Genomic DNA, 15,523 nt, shown 5'->3' on the forward strand with positions numbered 1-15,523 from the left:
ATGTGCCGCAGGGGCTCACATCCCGCTCAGCAGTCTGGAGGCGATCATCCACATGGTAAAAGCAATGAGCGTTTCCAGAAGGCGCCAGGACGACGGCTTCGAGAAGATTGGTCGCAGCCATGTCGCGCCGTAACCGAGCGAAAAGAAAAACAGGAAAGAGGCTGTCACGGCACCTGCCGTAAACGAAACCTTACGTCCCGGAAATCGGGTCGAGATCGTGCCGAGCAGCACGACCGTGTCGAGATAGACGTGCGGATTGAGCCAGGTGAGCGCGATGCATGTAGCAAGGGTCTGCCGGAAGCTCGATGGACTCGCCTCTCCAGCCGCCAGCGCTCCGGACGACCGCAAGGCGGAATAGAGGTTCTTAGCTCCATACCAGATCAGGAACGCTGCTCCACCGTAGCGCATGACCGGATCGAGCCAAGGCAGCAGCGCCGCGATTTGCTGGAAGCTGGTCACCCCTATCACGATCAGCAAGGTATCGGACAAGCCGCATGCAAGGCAGACGGCGAAGACATGCTCATTGCGCAGGCCCTGACGCAGGACAAAAGCATTCTGTGCGCCGATCGCGACAATCAGGCTGAGCCCCATCATGAGACCCGTTGCGTAAATCGAAAAACTCATGCTTGGCGAAACGCTCCGAAACGAGTGAAGCATTTCCGGTATCGCGATGGAAGGATTCAGGCTAGTTAATGTTGCTAAGTCCGATTAAGCGAAACTAAGTTATGCTCGATTATTCCGCCCTCCGTGCCGTCTCTGCGGTCGTTCAAACAGGCAGCTTCGAAAAGGCCGCGGGCATCCTGAATGTGACGCCTTCGGCGGTCTCGCAGCGGGTAAAGCAGCTTGAGGAGCGCCTCGGCGTCGTCCTGATCGTGAGGGGCAATCCCTGCACCGCAACGGAGAAGGGCGAATGGCTTTGCCGCCATATGGAGAATGTTGGCATGCTCGAAGGCGAGCTGTTCGAGCATCTGCCGACCCTCATCGATCCAGGTGAACCCAGGCAAGGGTTGACGCTTCACATTGCGACGAGCGCCGACAGCCTCGCGACATGGTTTCTGACGGCGGTGTCAAACTTCGCCAAGCACTCCCGCTATCTCATGAATATCGCGATCGATGATCAGGACCATACCGCCGAATGGTTGCAGCGAGGACGGGTGATTGCCGCCGTCACCAGTCTGGAAAAACCGATCCAGGGATGTCGGCGCATCTCTCTCGGCGCCCTACGCTATCATGCGACGGCGAGCCCCGAATACATTGCCCGGCATTTTGCACAGGGCGTCACCCCGGAGGCGATCATGAACGCGCCGGCTTTGACATTCAACCAGAAGGACAGGCTTCAAAGCCAGTGGATACGTCAGACGCTCGGAGACGACCTTACCTATCCAACGCACTGGCTGCCCTCGCCGCAGAGCTTTATCGAAGCCAGCCTTTCGGGCATGGGATGGGGCATGAATCCGATCCAATTCGCGCGGGAGCATCTGAAATCCGGACGATTGGTCGAGCTGATCCCCGACACCCCATTGGACGTTCCATTGTATTGGCAAATGAACCGTCTTGCGGCTGATCGGCTGGCCGAGCTTACACGCGAGGTCACCACGACAGCCAGATACCAACTATTGGGTTGAACAGCGTTGCCGTGTCGGGGCATTTGCCATCTACTTCGGTAGAAGTGGAGTTGGTGACAAGCGCTTGCCGGACGCGCTGCCGCATGTTTCCCCAATCGGATCCGATTTAGGGAAACATGCAGCAACTCAAAGCGATACAGCGACCTTTGTGCGTCTGAAAGGACGCACGGCGCTGTAGTGCTAGAGCCGCCCTTTATCCGCTTTGCTATCGTTGCAGTCGTCGCGCTTTATATGGGCCAAAAAACCGAGCAGATGCCGGGTGACCTCCTCGGGCGCTTCAATCGATGAGAGATGGCCGGCTCCGCGCAATTCGATGAACATGCAGTTCAGCGCCTTCGCCATCGCCCAACCCTCCTTCGGAGGATGGGAATGATCATGCTGGCCGGTCATGACGATTGCCGGAACCGTTAGATCTGCAAGATCCGGCAAAGCATTTCTTCTGTTCAGGATGATGCGGCCCATTGCCACCAGAGTGTCGATAATCCGCTTATTCTTCGGCTCCAGCAGGCGCTCCCTGAAATTCTGAACGAGAAGAGGATTGAGACGAATGGCTTCAGGAGAGAAGAACCAGTGCACAATGGTATCGGCATCATGATCGGACGGCGCTCGCCTGGATTTGAATTCAGCAAGGATGGAAAGGTAACGCTCCCGGTCTTCGGTCTGCTCAGGACCGACATATGAGCCCAGCAGCGCAAGGCCGGTGACCTGTTGTGGAATCATGAGCGCGAGTTCTGCCGCCCACATGCCGCCGGCCGAAAGGCCGATCAAGGCGAAGTCCCTGACACCGAGATGATCGAGTAGAACGACATGGTGGTAAGCGATATCGTTCAGATCCTTTGTGCCCCAGGGCATTCTGCCGCTTTTCCCGTGACCCCAGAGTTCGGGAATGATCACGCGATACTGCTTTGACAGTACATCGATCTGGGCCCGCCACATCTCCGCATCGCAGAGATAATCGTGGGCGAGAACAACGGTGTCGCCCGCCCCGACGTCTATATAGCTCATTTGCGAGCCGGCGATCGCGGCAAGGCGTCTTATTTTTCCGGGATCAAGGGACATCTGTTGCCTGTGTGATGGCATCTCAAGGATGCGGTCGGTCCGGCAGGATTCTTCAGCCTGCCGGCGGCCCACTGCATGGTTCTTTGGATCGGCGCTCCAATGCGGCTCAAGTTTTGGCGGAAGCGAAGAGCCACTACCGGACCTTTTGTCTTTTGCGCAATTTTGAACGGAAAAACGGCTTCGCACTTTTCCTGCAATTGCTCTAATTCAGAAGCAGCGACAATTCGCCGTTCGGATCATATTTCCTTCTCAATGCAGCCGCTCCCTGCCGGCTTACCGGATCGAAAGTGGAGAGACGCGAGAGCCTGTGGCGAAACTGCTTCATCCATTCGTTGTTAGGGCTTCCTGCCGGAGAGATGATTTCCACGCCGGGATGCTCCCGTTGCTCTGCCGCTTCGCCAGCATGCCGATCGAACGCGCCAGAACCTGGATGAAAGAGGACCGTGGAGAAAGGCGGCAATGCCGTTTGGTCGCCTGCGAGATGCAGGATGGCTTCGGGCGAGAAATCCGGCACTTTCCACGTGCTTCGATCGTAGGAACGTCTGCCGCGAAGATAGGTATCGTGGAGTGCCATTGTCGCAAGCGCACTGCCGTCGCCGCTGACGACCAGAAGCGGCGTACCTATGTCCTGGAGCTGCAGGAGCGTCTGCTGACCGCGCGCCTGATCTCCACTCCAGGACGGCGCCAGCATGATCGTCCTCTCGCCGTTGGCGCCGACGAGGATGCCCAATGAGAGGGAAAGCTCGGGCGGAGCCGAGGCGGTGACCCTCATATAGCCGTTGACGACCCGTTCGAGCTCCGACCATGCGAAGAAGATCAGCCCGGCACGTCGCTCATGCGTCGTCTCCAGACGAAACTGGTAGGAGGTAACGACGCCAAAGTCGCATTCCCCGTTGCGTATGGCGCGGAAAATATCGGTGTTCTCGAACGCCGATGCATTCAGCATCCGGCAACCGGGCAGTACGATCTGGGCGCTGACAAGTGAACCGGGCGCGGGAGAGGTGTCGCCAAGAAAGGGGGTGAATCCACCCGTGGCAAGGAGGTCGACGAGGTTTGACGGATTTTTGCCACCGCCTGCCGGGCTTAGGCGAAACCGGCTTGCGGCCGCCGTCACCTCACGCGTGCTGGCGCTTGCGCCGGCGGTCGCAATTTGTGTCGGAACATCGACGTGAACACCGCGCATTGCCGATAGATCGGCTATGATCGCGCGTGCGGTCTCGGCTTCCTGCAGCAAATGATCGTAGTGCGCCCTTCGAATATCGATGCTGACGTTGGTCAAGGATTCGGCCGCTTCCGGTTGATCGTGGCAGACGGCGAGGGGAAGGCCGCAGCGGACCGCGAATTCGATCGTCCTCATCAGATCGAGTGGAGAGATGCAGTGGGAGACCAGCGTCGGAAGCGAAGCGTCAACGAAGTGCTCGCTTTTCGTCCGAATTCCCGTACCAGGGTTCCTCACGATGCCGGCGATCGAGCCGCCCGCATGCATTTCCCGAAACATCTTAAGCCAAGGGTTCAATTTCCAATTCGATGATATGGTCATGAAAATTCGCCTCCGTCGTGGTCAAGGACAGAGATTGTACCGGCTTGCCTACGGGGGCGTTTCGAAACCGGAGAAAACGATTATCGATGATACGGATGGCGTTACAGCCTTAACAAAATTGGCGGAATAGCCGATCCCCGAAGTTCGAGGTTCGGCGTCCATGCATATCGAGTCTACTGTTCTGAAGATAAGTGATTAGCGTACGGGCGCCGTCTCTTTCACCTCGTCCAGCAAGAAGTGTACGACGACATAATCCGTTTTATGGTGCCTGCCGCTATCCGAGACACTCTCCTCGCTGCCTCCATCCGCCGGATGCCAGGCATGATAATGGGGATTGGTCGTGATCAGCGTGATCGCTTTTCCCGCAAAATCAGGGTCATCCAACCGGAAGCGCATCTCGGCCAATGGCCAGATACGTTCATATTGCTCCATGGGAATGCGAGCCTTGAGCGCCCTTTTCTGTATCGGCATGTGTGCATCATCTTTGCCCTCCGCCGTGCCGGATAGTTCCAGCGTGACTGCCTCCGCTCCGTGGAGAACGGAATTGAATTCTGCGGGCCACATTCTCCTCATGAAATCGCTCCTCCCAGGCTCCTTCGTCGGCTACCGGAGAAATCTAGCGCTTCCGTCCGAAGAAGCAAACCGCCCGAAAGATTCTGGTCTGTGCGGCTGCTTAGCATATCATGCGCGAAGATGGCGGGACCGTTCGTACACGGCCCTGCCATCTTTGTTTCTTAGCGCAGTTCAGCTTCGTAGAACCGCTACAGCCCTTTTGTTTCTATGCAGTTCCGGACGGAAAAACCGCTTCGCACTTTTCGTGGAATTGCCCAATGGATCTAGATCAGAACCCTTGGCTTGAGGAGGTCAGCGAGGCCGACGCGGTGCAGCATCTCCGCACGCAGGCGGTCAAGCACGGTGAAGCCGATGTCAGCACCGTCCTGTGTCGGATCAACATGCACCCGGAACGGCCGCTTGCCAAAGCGAGTGTCGACAACCTTGACGATGGCGTCCGCCACAGTCGAAGCATCCGCATCCGGCGGCACGATTGCCGCGAAGGCCTCCTGAACCTGCTCGCCGAAACCGGCATAGGGCCCTGCTTCATATTCCGCGACCCGAGCCTTGTCGGCGGGTTGGCCCGAATGCGCAAAGTGGTTGGTGCCACTGGTAAAGGCGCCAGGGACGACAATGGAGGTTTCGATGCCCCAGCGCGACAGTTCGCGGGCATATTGCACGGCCATGGCGTCCATGGCTGCCTTGGCTGCAAAATAGGGCGCCAGGTACGGTGGCGTGCCGCCGGCCGTACTGCTGCTTGACACCCACACCAGCAATCCCTGTTTCTCGTCGCGCATATGCGGAAGGACGGCTCGGTTAACGCGCTGCGCGCTCAGTACGTTCACGTCGTAAAGCTGGGCGTATTGTTCAGGCGTGAAGGCTTCTGCGGGGCCAAAGGCCATGTGACCGGCATTGTGGACGACAACGTCGATACGACCGGAGTCCGCAAGGACCTTGGCGACTGCCGCGTCCACTGATTCCTGGGACTGGACGTCCAGTTCGACGGTGCGAAGGTCGACGCCGGTCTTTCTTGCGAAGGTCGCAATCTGCTCCACCTGCTGTGCGTTGCGGCCGGCGGTGTCGCGCATCGAGGCATAGACCCTGTGGCCTGCTTCGGCGAGTGCTTCGGAAGCCAGGCGGCCGAAACCGCTGGAAGCGCCAGTAACGAGAATGATCTTGCTCATGATGATGTCTCCTTTCTGCGATAAGATTTGACTTCGCTGCGCTGGATTGATGCCGCGTCAGATGACGCCGCCATTGACGCGGATCGTCTGACCGTTGATCCAGCCACCGTCCGGTTCGGCAAGAAGTGCGACTGCGCCTGCAATATCTTCGGGCCTGCCCAGCCGTTCGAGCGGAGAAAGCTTGGTCAGCCGCTCGATGACCTCCTGCGGCTTGCCGTCGAAGAACAGTTCCGTTGCGGTCGGTCCCGGGGCAACGGCGTTGACGGTGATGTTGCGACCGCGCAATTCCTTGGTGAGGATATGCGTCATTGCCTCGACGCCCGCCTTCGTGGCGGCATAGGCGGCGTAGCTGGGCTGATAGAGCCCGACGACACTGGACGACACATTGATGATCCGGCCCCCGTCGCGCAGCCGGCGTGCAGCCTCGCGCAGCGTATTGAAAGTACCCTTGAGGTTGATCGCAACCGTGCTGTCGAAGAGCTCGTCGTCGGTTTCGGCGACGGTGGCGAGCTTCATGATGCCGGCATTGTTGACCAGCACGTCGACGCCGCCAAACGCCGCTTCGGCACTATCGAACATGCGGGCGACAGCCGGCGGATCTCTGATGTCGGCCTGGGCGGTGAGGGCATGACCGCCCGCGGCTTCAATCCTGCTGACAAGAGCTTCAGCAGCGTCGATGTTGCCGGCGAAGTTGACCAGGACGGTGAAGCCGTCGGCTGCCAGGCGTTCGGCGATCGCGGCACCAATGCCTCGGGAGCCGCCGGTGACGATTGCTACTTTCGTTTCGGTATTCATGTCGGTTCTCCTTTCAATTCGCCGTTGGCAGCGAACTGAGAGGAATATGGCAGCTAGTTCCGACGGGATAATCTGACTATAATCAACATTACTGTTCTATCAAAACAAACAATGGGAGAGGCGAATGGATCGCTTGGAAGCGATGCGACTGTACGTTCGAATCGTCGAACGACGCAGCTTCACGCTGGCTGCCCAGGATACCGAAGTACCCCGGTCGACCGCGACGCAGGTGATCAAACAGATGGAGGAAAGACTCGGAGTCCGTCTTCTGCAGAGGACGACACGGACGGTGAAGCCTACGCTGGACGGCGAGGTCTATTACCGGCGTTGCCTCGCCATCCTGCATGATGTCGAAGATGCCGACGGCGCGTTCAAGGGCGCGAGGCCAAAGGGCATGCTGCGGGTAGACGTGCAGGGAACGCTGGCGCGTCATTTCCTGATGCCGGGTCTGCCCTCGTTCTTCGCGCAGTATCCTGACATCGAGCTCACCATGAGCGAGAGCGACCGATGGGTCGACCTCGTGCAGGAAGGTGTCGACTGCGTGCTGCGTTATGGCAATCTTGCCGACAGCGACATGGTGGCGCGCAGGGTTGCCTTGCTCGACCGTGTGACGTGCGCGACACCAGATTATCTGGATCGGTTCGGCGTCCCGAAGGATCTGGACTCCTTGGTTAATCACCGCATGGTGGGTATTCGCTTGCTCAGCACCGGGGCGCTCGTTCCCTTCGAGTTTACGACAGGGACTTCGACGCGAAGCGTGATCCTGCCGGGCCCATTGTCTGTCACCGGCCCGGAAAGCTTCCTTGCCGGTGTCCGCCTTGATCTCGGGCTCGCGCAGGTACCGCGCTTTCACATTGAAGATGATCTGAGACATGGAAGGCTGGTTGCCGTGCTTGCCGATTGGCCGCCGCCACCAGCTCCGGTCTCGCTTCTTTACGCGCGAAGCCGTCAGGTTTCTCCCCGGGTCAGGGTGTTCCTCGACTGGGCGGTTCGCGAGTTCGCGAGCCGGATGCAACCTCAGCCGGCGCAAGCCTGACAAGCGCCATGCAAATCGGTAACGTGACCCGGCGCGGCTCCTTCCGATGGACGGAACGCATCCTTTTCATTTTTAATCCTCCAGAATGGCGGCGGCGCTGTTTTCGTCCGTCATAAGGATCGTCGCCAAGCCCGACTTTGCGACGGCACGCAGGATCGCATGCTTGTGGGCGCCCCCCGATGCGACGATGCGGCAGGGGATTTTCCTGTAGTCATCGAGTTCCGGGGAAAGCACCTGCTCGTTCAGCCGATGATCAACGGGATCGCCATCGGCATCGAGGTACCGGCCAAGCAGATCGCCCACCGCGCCGACGGCGATGAGATCCTCTGCGCTTGTGCTTTCCGGCAGGCCATAGCGCACCTGCAGCGATTGCTTTGAAACGTCGCCGACGCTGAGAAAGGAGACATCGACGCCGTAAGTCTGACGGAAGATCTTCTGAAAGACGGATTGCGAAATGATCGCTTCGCGCGATTGCGGGCTTTCCGCATAGATCGGCGCTGCGAAATAGAGACATTGCGCCTTCAGCACCTGCGCGAAGCTGCGCACGATCTCGAACGTATTGATCTCGGAGCCGTGCGTCAGGCCGCCCATCATGGAGCGAACCTCCATCTGCGGCTCGTTGGCCGCGCTCATGTGGTGCACCGTTTCTCGTAGGGTGGAGCCCCATCCGACGCCGATCGAACCCGGTTTTCGTGCCTGGACAAGCCGATCCAGATAGGTCGCCGCTCCGCGGCCGAGGACGGAATGCAACTGCCGGGGATCCGCGGGCGTCGGGACCACAACGGCATCCTGCAGGCCGAAACGGCTGCGCAGCCTTGATTCAAGCTCGATATTCGCGGCGAGGGGTGAACTGAAACTGATCCGCACGATGCCGGCTTCGAGCGCGGCAGCCAGGATCTCGTTCACCCGACGGCGTGTCAGGTTCATCTGTTCGCCGATCTGGGCCTGGGTCATGCCTTCCACGTGATAGAGCCAGGCGGCCTTCACCATCAATTCCTGCTGCTCCATGAGCAAATCCTCAAGATTCACAAATGTCACATCGATGTAACATCTGTAACTTAGTCAACGGTTCAGCCGATGGGGTTCGGCAGCGGACGGCTCGCGCGGAGAGGCGGGGAGCCGGCAATCAATCATCCCCGGAGTGGACACTTACTCCGGAAGTTGAAGGAAGAACAAATGGCTTCGGTAATTTTCAAGGCAGCCGCCGGCATGGTGATGGGGGCGTCGCTTCTGCTGACATCGACCTCGGCCTTCGCGGCCGATCGGGTAAAGGTGGAATGGTGGTATGCGATCAGCGGTAAGCTGGGCGAGACCGTGCAGAAACTGATCAGCGACTTCAATGCGTCCCAGGACAAGTACGAGGTCGTCGGCATCAACAAGGGTAATTACGAAGAAACGATGGCGGCGATGGTGGCTGCCTATCGCGTCGGTCAGCATCCCGTCATTCTGCAGGCCGCCGAGCGCGGCTTCATGACGATGCTCAATTCCGGCGCCGTCGTGCCCGTCAGCGAGCTCATGGCCTCCGAAGGCTACACGATCGACTGGAACGACTTCGTGAAGCCGGTCGCAAGCTTCTATATCGTGAACGGCAAGCCGGCAGCGCTGCCCTTCAACTCCTCGACGCCGATCTTCTGGTACAATGCCGATCAGTTCAAGGCCGCCGGTTTCGACAAGCCCGCCGACACTTGGCAGGGCCTCGAGAAGCAGCTCTATGCGCTCAAGGAAAAGGGCATCACTCAGTGCCCGATGGCGCTTGCCGCCGACTACCAGTGGAGCATGATCGAGAATTATTCGGCGATCAACAACCAGCCCTTCGGCACGCGCGCCAATGGCTTCGATGGCCTCGACACCGAATTCACCTACAACAAGACTTCGGTCGTCGGCCAGGTGACGCGGATGAAGCGCTGGATCGACGACGGCGTACTGCAGGTCGCCGGCAAGGGGCTGAACCCGGCCCAGATGTTCACCGGCGGCACCTGCGCCACCTTCATCGCCTCGACGGCGACCCATGCGGCCGTGGAATCGACGGCGAAGTTCCAATGGAGTGCAGATTTCCTTCCCCATGAGGAAGGCGTCACGCCAATGAACAGCACGATCGGCGGCGCGGCCCTCTGGGTCTTGAAGAACAAGTCTCCGGAGGAAGAAGCCGGGGCAGCCGCCTTCCTCAACTTCGTCGCCAAGCCGGAGACGCAGGTCTGGTGGAGCGAGCAGACAGGCTATGTTCCGGTCACCAACAAGGCCTATGAGGAGATGAAAGCGGAGGGCTACTTCAAGGAGCATCCGACCCGCGAGATCGCGCTGCTGCAACTCAATCGCGGCGAGCCGAACGACAATTCCCGAGGCTTCCGCTTCGGCAATCACAACCAGTCCACCGCCATCCTGCTCGAGGAACTCCAGGGTGTCTGGATCGGCAAGAAGGGTGTCCAGGAGGCGCTCGACTCCTCCGTCACCCGCGGCAACCAGATCCTGCGCCAATACGAGCAGCTTCATGCCGGCAAGTGAGGCCATATCGCAAATCGGGAGCGCGACCGCGCGCTCCCGGCTGCCTTTGCTCCTGCTGGTCAGGCGGCTGCTTCCGCGCGAATCGGAGGATGGCCTGAAAAAGGCGCATTTTCGCCGGCTCGGCTTGCCTCTGACGCTGGTCGCGCCGCAATTGCTGATCCTCGGCTTCTTTTTCTTCATTCCGTCCTGGAAGGCGCTGTCGCTTGCCTTCGTGCAGGTGGATCCTTTCGGCCAGACGTCGATTTTCGTCGGCCTCGCCAATTTCACCCAGCTCTTCGCGACCCCGGAATACCGCGAGAGCGTCATCCTGACGCTATGGTTTACGATGGTCCAGGCGCTGGTGACGCTGCTGCTTGCGCTTCTGCTGGCCTTCGCCACTACCAACGTTATTCGCGGGCGGGGCATCTACAAGGTCATCATCCTGCTGCCCTATGCGGTCGCGCCCGTCGTTTCGGGTTCCATTTGGGCTTTTCTCTTTAATCCTTCCGTCGGCCCCGTCGCGCAATTCCTGCACGGATACGGCATCGCATGGGATCCCAATCTCAGGCCGGGTGACGCGCAGGCACTGCTGCTGATTGCGACGGTCTGGAAGCATGTCTGTTACGATTACATCTTCCTATCGGCAGCGCTGCTTGCCGTTCCTAAATCGCTCGAGGAGGCAGCCGCGCTCGATGGCGCCGGCCCGATCCGGCGCTTCCTGACGGTTTCGCTGCCGCTGATCACGCCGACGGTGTTTTTCCTCATCATCATGAACATTGTCTATGGGCTCTTCGAGATCTTCGCGATCATCGACACGGTCACCGGCGGCGGACCTGCCGGTTCGACCAGCACGCTCGTCTACAAGGTCTATCTCGACGGCTTCGTGCAGATGGATCTCGGCTCCTCGGCTGCCCAGTCCGTCATCCTGATGGCGGTCGCCATCGTCTTCACCATCCTGCAATTCCGCGCCGTCGAGCGGAAGGTGAATTACCAGGTGTAATCATGATCGAACGCCGGCTTGGAATTTCCATCTTCTCGCATGTGGTGCTCGTCCTGGGAGCGGCCTTCGTCTGCGTGCCGCTCTATTTTGCCATCGTCGCCGGTTCGCTGACGATGGAGGAACTGCAGCAGACGCCGTTTCCCTGGCTACCGAGTGATCATTTGCTCGAAAACATTAAGGCCGCCTGGGAAGCAGGGCATTTCAGTCGGCTCTATCTGAATTCCATCATCGTGACGCTCGGCATCGTCCTCGGCAAGATCGCCATTTCGCTGACGGCTGCATTTGCCGTCACCTATTTCCGCTTTCCGTTCCGCATGACGGTGTTCTGGCTCATCTTCATTTCGTTGATGCTGCCGATCGAGGTGCGCATCATCCCGACCTACGAGGCGGTGGCCGATAGCGCCGGACCGATTCGCGAACTGCTCTCGGCAACAGGAATTTCAGGCGCCATCCAAAGCGTTACCGGCTACCGCATCGAACCGGTCCTGCAATGGAATCTCGTCAACACCTATAGCGGTCTCATCCTGCCGCTGATCGCTTCGGCAACCGCGACATTCCTCTTCCGGCAGTTCTTCCTGACCGTGCCGGACGAACTCTGCGAAGCGGCGAAGCTCGATGGCGCCGGTCCGCTCAAATTCTTCCGCGACATGCTGCTGCCGCTGTCGCGATCGAACATTGCGGCGCTCGCGATAATCCTCTTCATCACCAACTGGAACCAGTATCTCTGGCCGCTTCTCTTCACCACCGATAAGGACATGGCGACCGTCATTCTGGGGCTCAAGAAACTGGTCCCCACCCCGGATCAGCCGCCGGCCTGGCATATCGTCATGAGCGCATCGCTCTTCGTCATGATCCCGCCGGTCCTTGTCATCCTCCTGATGCAACGCTGGTTCACCAAAGGCTTGGTGGATTCAGGCAAATAGAACAAAGACAGGATTTGAACCAATGACACTCATCGTCGGCCATCGCGGCGCACGCAATCTCTGGCCCGAAAACAGCCTTTCCGGCTTCCGCAACCTGCTCACGCTGCCCGTCAAATCGGTCGAATTCGATGTGCATCTGACGAAGGAAGGCGAGTTGCTCGTCATTCACGACGCGACGCTGGATCGCACCACGGAGCGTTCCGGTCTGGTGGCAGAGCTGACGAAGCATGAGCATCGCGAGGTGCACCTCAAGCATGGCAATGGAGACGTGATCCCGACGCTTGAGGAGGTCCTTGCCGTCTATCGTGACACCGATCTCGAACTTCATGTGGAATTGAAGGCCGGCGTCAACGGCGTCCCTTGTGAGGGACTGGAGCAGCGCGCGGCTGCAATGATCGATGCCTTCGGGCTTGCGCCGCAATGCTTTCTCACCAGCTTCTCGCTCGATGTGCTGATAACCGTTCGCGAGGTCGCGCCGCATATCCGCCGCCTCGCGTCGTTGCACGAAAAGTCGATCGGAGATCATGGCCTGCGCGACCGCTTGGAAAAGATACTTGCCGTCGCCGATGTCGTTGCGGTCGAGAAGTCGCTGCTGCAGGAGCAGTGGGACCTTATCACCGCTTTCGTGCCTGCCGACCGTCTCGGCGTCTGGGTTCCGAATGAGATGGCTGATCTTTCCTTCTGGCTCTCCAAGCCGTTGCGCCAGATCACAACGGATCGGCCGGACCTTGCGGTCAAGGCCCAGGCAAGGCTGATGCATGCCGATTGAGCGCCGTCTTTTCCTCGGCGGCGGGCTCGCAGCGGCAGCCATATGGCGGCCATTCGGCGCGGCGCGGGCGGCCGAATTCCGGACGGATCCATTTACGCTCGGCGTCGCCTCGGGCTGTCCGCGACCGAACAGCGTCGTCATTTGGACCCGCCTGACCTTTGAAGACGCCGCGCCGCCGGCCGATCCGTTCGCGCCACTTGCAACCGCGGAGCATCCGCCGCTCGATGTGGAATGGATCGTCGCCTCGGACGAGAGTTTCCGTCAGCCGGTCCGATCGGGGCTTTTCCGTGCGACCGGAGATTTCGGGCATTCGGTCCATGTCGAAGTCGAAGGTCTCGAACCGGAGCGCTGGTACTTCTATCGGTTTCGCTGCGGCAACGCGGAAAGCCCCATCGGGCGCACGCGAACAGCGCCTCAGAAGTCCGTGCGACAATTCCGCTTTGCTTTCGCGTCCTGTCAGCAATACGAACATGGCTATTACGCCGCCTATCGTGACATGTCCGGCCGCGACCTCGATCTGGTCGTCCACCTCGGCGACTACATCTACGAGAGGAGCTGGGGCACGGACCATGTGCGCAAGCACAATGCCGGCGTTCCCTCGCTCCTGTTCGAATATCGCAACCGTTACGCGCTCTATAAATCCGATCCGGACCTGCAGAAGGCCCACGCGTCATTTCCGTGGCTCATGGTCTGGGACGATCACGAAGTGACGAACAATTATTCCGGCGATACTGCCCCGGACGTGCCCGATCCCGCGGAGTTCCGACGTCGCCGGCGGGCAGCCTATCAGGCATGGTTCGAGCATATGCCGGTGCCGCCGAAGATCGGGGCGGCGTTCGACAGCCATCGCATCTATGACCACTATCGATTCGGCGATCTCCTCGGCATCACGCTTTTGGATGCACGCCAATACCGCTCTCCGGAACTGACAGGAAAGGCGGACGACGATCGCCCGGAGCGGACAATCCTCGGCGGGGAGCAGGAAGAATGGCTCATAACGACTCTCAAAGGCGTGCCCGCCAAGTGGTCGGTCCTTGCCCAGCAGACATTGCTTTCCGAGCGTGACGTAAAGCCTGGTGCGGACGTCGAGTATAATCTAGATGGCTGGGACGGATACCGGGAGGCGCGCCGCCGGCTCCTTGATGCGATCGAGGCGTCTGACCTTGCCAATCCCCTGATCATCGGCGGCGATCTTCATGCCTTCTTTGCGGCTGACGTAAAACGTAATTTCTCCGATCACGCAGCCAAACCGATGGCCACCGAATTCGTTGGCGGTTCGATGACTTCGGACGGCCCTCCGGAAGCTAGCCTTGCGACGGCGCTGGCCGAAAACCCGCATCTGAAATTCGCCTCCGGAAATCACGGCTACGCCATGATGAACCTTTCGGAACGGGCAGCGCAGGTCGACTTCGTCGCCGTTGCCGACAGGAAGACGCAGGATTCCCGTTCGTCCATCTTTCAAAGCTTCGCTGTCGTCGACGGCCTTCCCGGCGTCAATCGGCTGTAATCACCCGTGCCGGCCACAACAGACTGGAATATCCCATCCCATGACCATTGATCTTCTGATTTTCGATTGCGACGGCGTGCTGATCGACAGCGAGCCCGTCGCCAGTAGGACCCTTGCCGAAGCATTGCAGCGTGCGGGCATACCGGTAAGCGCGTCCGACGCACATCACCTCTTCACCGGCTATTCGGAGAAGGAGATCCGCAAGATGTGCGCCAGCAAGTTCGGTCTTGATGACGCCGATCGGGTCTTTTCCGAATGGCATAGCGAAATCTATCAGGCATTTGCCCATTCGCTTCGTCCCATGCCCGGAATGGAGCCGTTGATATGGTCGCTGCCGCAGAGGAAATGTGTGGCATCCAATAGCTCGATCGAGAGACTTCAAAAAAGCCTCGGCCTTTTCGATCTTTGGAAAGCCTTCGCGCCACATATTTTCAGCGCCGAAATGGTCACGCGTCCAAAGCCCGCACCCGATCTTTTCCTACATTGCGCCCGTCATTTTTCGCTCGAGCCGTCCCGGTGCCTGGTCGTCGACGACAGTCCGCACGGCATTATCGGCGCAGTTGCCGCCGGTATGCGGGCAATCGGCTTCGTCGATCCAGCCGATCCTCGTGAGGGCCGATGCGATATCCTTGCGAAAGCAGGTGCGGCGCTCGTCGTCACAGGCGCCGACGAGCTCGCTTATGCGCTAGAAACCTCGCGGATCGAGGCTGGCGATCTCTGATCCGCAGAACCGCGCGTACATCTCTAGTAGCAGTTCTGACCCTGCGTGACGTGGGAGCCGTCACGGGTCTCTGTATTGGTCGTGCGCTGGTTCTGGCAATCGGACTTCCGGTTCATCGGCGCCGTGCTCATCGCGCCACTCCTGATGCTGCCGGTTGTGGTGGTATCGAGCGGTTCGCCCTGGCGGCCACTCGGGCTCTTGACCGTCTGCTCGCTATCCAGGTCAAGTCCGGGATCGTGGGCCTGCGGCGTATTGGATTGTGCCCAAGCGCCGCTCGCCATGCCTGCTGTCAGCAGCGAAACTGCGATCAATTTCATCATCATCGTCTCTG

The 15,523-nt window shown here is 59.4% G+C and carries 16 protein-coding genes; 8 read left to right on the plus strand and 8 right to left on the minus strand.

Going from position 1 to position 15,523, the window contains the following annotated elements; translation table 11 throughout:
- Positions 1-15: 15 nt before the first annotated feature.
- A complete protein-coding gene (locus AAE029_RS10995) occupies positions 16-624 on the minus strand; it encodes a LysE/ArgO family amino acid transporter (RefSeq protein ID WP_371072876.1) in 609 nt (202 codons plus the stop codon).
- 101 nt (positions 625-725) lie between these two features.
- On the opposite strand from AAE029_RS10995, the gene AAE029_RS11000 reads away from it, so the two are divergent.
- Complete coding sequence (locus AAE029_RS11000) at positions 726-1,625, plus strand: LysR family transcriptional regulator ArgP (protein ID WP_371072877.1); 900 nt, start codon at positions 726-728, stop codon at positions 1,623-1,625.
- Positions 1,626-1,805: 180 nt separating this feature from the next.
- Here AAE029_RS11000 and AAE029_RS11005 read toward each other — a convergent pair whose 3' ends face one another.
- The 5 genes from AAE029_RS11005 to AAE029_RS11025 form a co-directional block, all read right to left on the minus strand.
- The gene (locus AAE029_RS11005) at positions 1,806-2,630 is read right to left on the minus strand and encodes an alpha/beta fold hydrolase (RefSeq protein WP_371072878.1); all 825 of its coding nucleotides are present in this window, start codon (positions 2,628-2,630) and stop codon (positions 1,806-1,808) included.
- A 256-nt stretch (positions 2,631-2,886) separates the two neighbouring features.
- Positions 2,887-4,224, minus strand: a complete 1,338-nt coding sequence (locus AAE029_RS11010) for a hypothetical protein (protein ID WP_371072879.1) — start codon at positions 4,222-4,224, stop codon at positions 2,887-2,889.
- Positions 4,225-4,419: 195 nt separating this feature from the next.
- Complete coding sequence (locus tag AAE029_RS11015; RefSeq protein WP_371072880.1) at positions 4,420-4,797, minus strand: hypothetical protein; 378 nt, start codon at positions 4,795-4,797, stop codon at positions 4,420-4,422.
- 263 nt (positions 4,798-5,060) lie between these two features.
- Positions 5,061-5,960 carry an SDR family oxidoreductase gene (locus AAE029_RS11020; RefSeq protein WP_371072881.1) on the minus strand — a complete coding sequence of 300 codons (900 nt, stop codon included), beginning with the start codon at positions 5,958-5,960 and terminating at the stop codon, positions 5,061-5,063.
- Between the two features lie 57 nt (positions 5,961-6,017).
- Positions 6,018-6,755, minus strand: coding sequence for an SDR family oxidoreductase (locus AAE029_RS11025; protein ID WP_371072882.1), 738 nt, complete (start codon positions 6,753-6,755; stop codon positions 6,018-6,020).
- 124 nt (positions 6,756-6,879) lie between these two features.
- On the opposite strand from AAE029_RS11025, the gene AAE029_RS11030 reads away from it, so the two are divergent.
- Positions 6,880-7,791 carry a LysR substrate-binding domain-containing protein gene (locus AAE029_RS11030; protein WP_371072883.1) on the plus strand — a complete coding sequence of 304 codons (912 nt, stop codon included), beginning with the start codon at positions 6,880-6,882 and terminating at the stop codon, positions 7,789-7,791.
- 72 nt (positions 7,792-7,863) lie between these two features.
- Here AAE029_RS11030 and AAE029_RS11035 read toward each other — a convergent pair whose 3' ends face one another.
- Complete coding sequence (locus tag AAE029_RS11035) at positions 7,864-8,799, minus strand: sugar-binding transcriptional regulator (RefSeq protein ID WP_371072884.1); 936 nt, start codon at positions 8,797-8,799, stop codon at positions 7,864-7,866.
- 201 nt (positions 8,800-9,000) lie between these two features.
- On the opposite strand from AAE029_RS11035, the gene AAE029_RS11040 reads away from it, so the two are divergent.
- From AAE029_RS11040 to AAE029_RS11065, 6 genes are read left to right on the plus strand one after another with little or no spacing between them, the layout of a single operon-like run.
- Positions 9,001-10,293 (plus strand): extracellular solute-binding protein, encoded by a 1,293-nt coding sequence (locus AAE029_RS11040; RefSeq protein WP_371073168.1) that lies wholly within the window; start codon positions 9,001-9,003, stop codon positions 10,291-10,293.
- The gene (locus AAE029_RS11045) at positions 10,280-11,272 is read left to right on the plus strand and encodes an ABC transporter permease subunit (RefSeq protein WP_371072885.1); all 993 of its coding nucleotides are present in this window, start codon (positions 10,280-10,282) and stop codon (positions 11,270-11,272) included. Before AAE029_RS11040 ends, AAE029_RS11045 begins: the two co-directional genes overlap by 14 nt.
- A 2-nt stretch (positions 11,273-11,274) precedes the next feature.
- Entirely contained in the window at positions 11,275-12,195 is a 921-nt protein-coding gene (locus AAE029_RS11050) for an ABC transporter permease subunit (RefSeq protein WP_371072886.1), read from the plus strand.
- Positions 12,196-12,217: 22 nt separating this feature from the next.
- The gene (locus tag AAE029_RS11055) at positions 12,218-12,964 is read left to right on the plus strand and encodes a glycerophosphodiester phosphodiesterase family protein (protein ID WP_371072887.1); all 747 of its coding nucleotides are present in this window, start codon (positions 12,218-12,220) and stop codon (positions 12,962-12,964) included.
- Positions 12,954-14,471, plus strand: a complete 1,518-nt coding sequence (locus AAE029_RS11060) for an alkaline phosphatase (protein WP_371072888.1) — start codon at positions 12,954-12,956, stop codon at positions 14,469-14,471. The genes AAE029_RS11055 and AAE029_RS11060 overlap by 11 nt, the downstream gene beginning before the upstream one ends.
- A 40-nt stretch (positions 14,472-14,511) precedes the next feature.
- Positions 14,512-15,192 carry an HAD family hydrolase gene (locus AAE029_RS11065; RefSeq protein ID WP_371072889.1) on the plus strand — a complete coding sequence of 227 codons (681 nt, stop codon included), beginning with the start codon at positions 14,512-14,514 and terminating at the stop codon, positions 15,190-15,192.
- 23 nt (positions 15,193-15,215) lie between these two features.
- Here the strand turns inward: AAE029_RS11065 and AAE029_RS11070 are convergent, their stop codons facing one another.
- Positions 15,216-15,515, minus strand: a complete 300-nt coding sequence (locus AAE029_RS11070; RefSeq protein WP_371072890.1) for a hypothetical protein — start codon at positions 15,513-15,515, stop codon at positions 15,216-15,218.
- Positions 15,516-15,523 lie beyond the last annotated feature (8 nt).

Source organism: Sinorhizobium sp. CB7, from assembly GCF_041357635.1.
GTDB lineage: Bacteria > Pseudomonadota > Alphaproteobacteria > Rhizobiales > Rhizobiaceae > Rhizobium.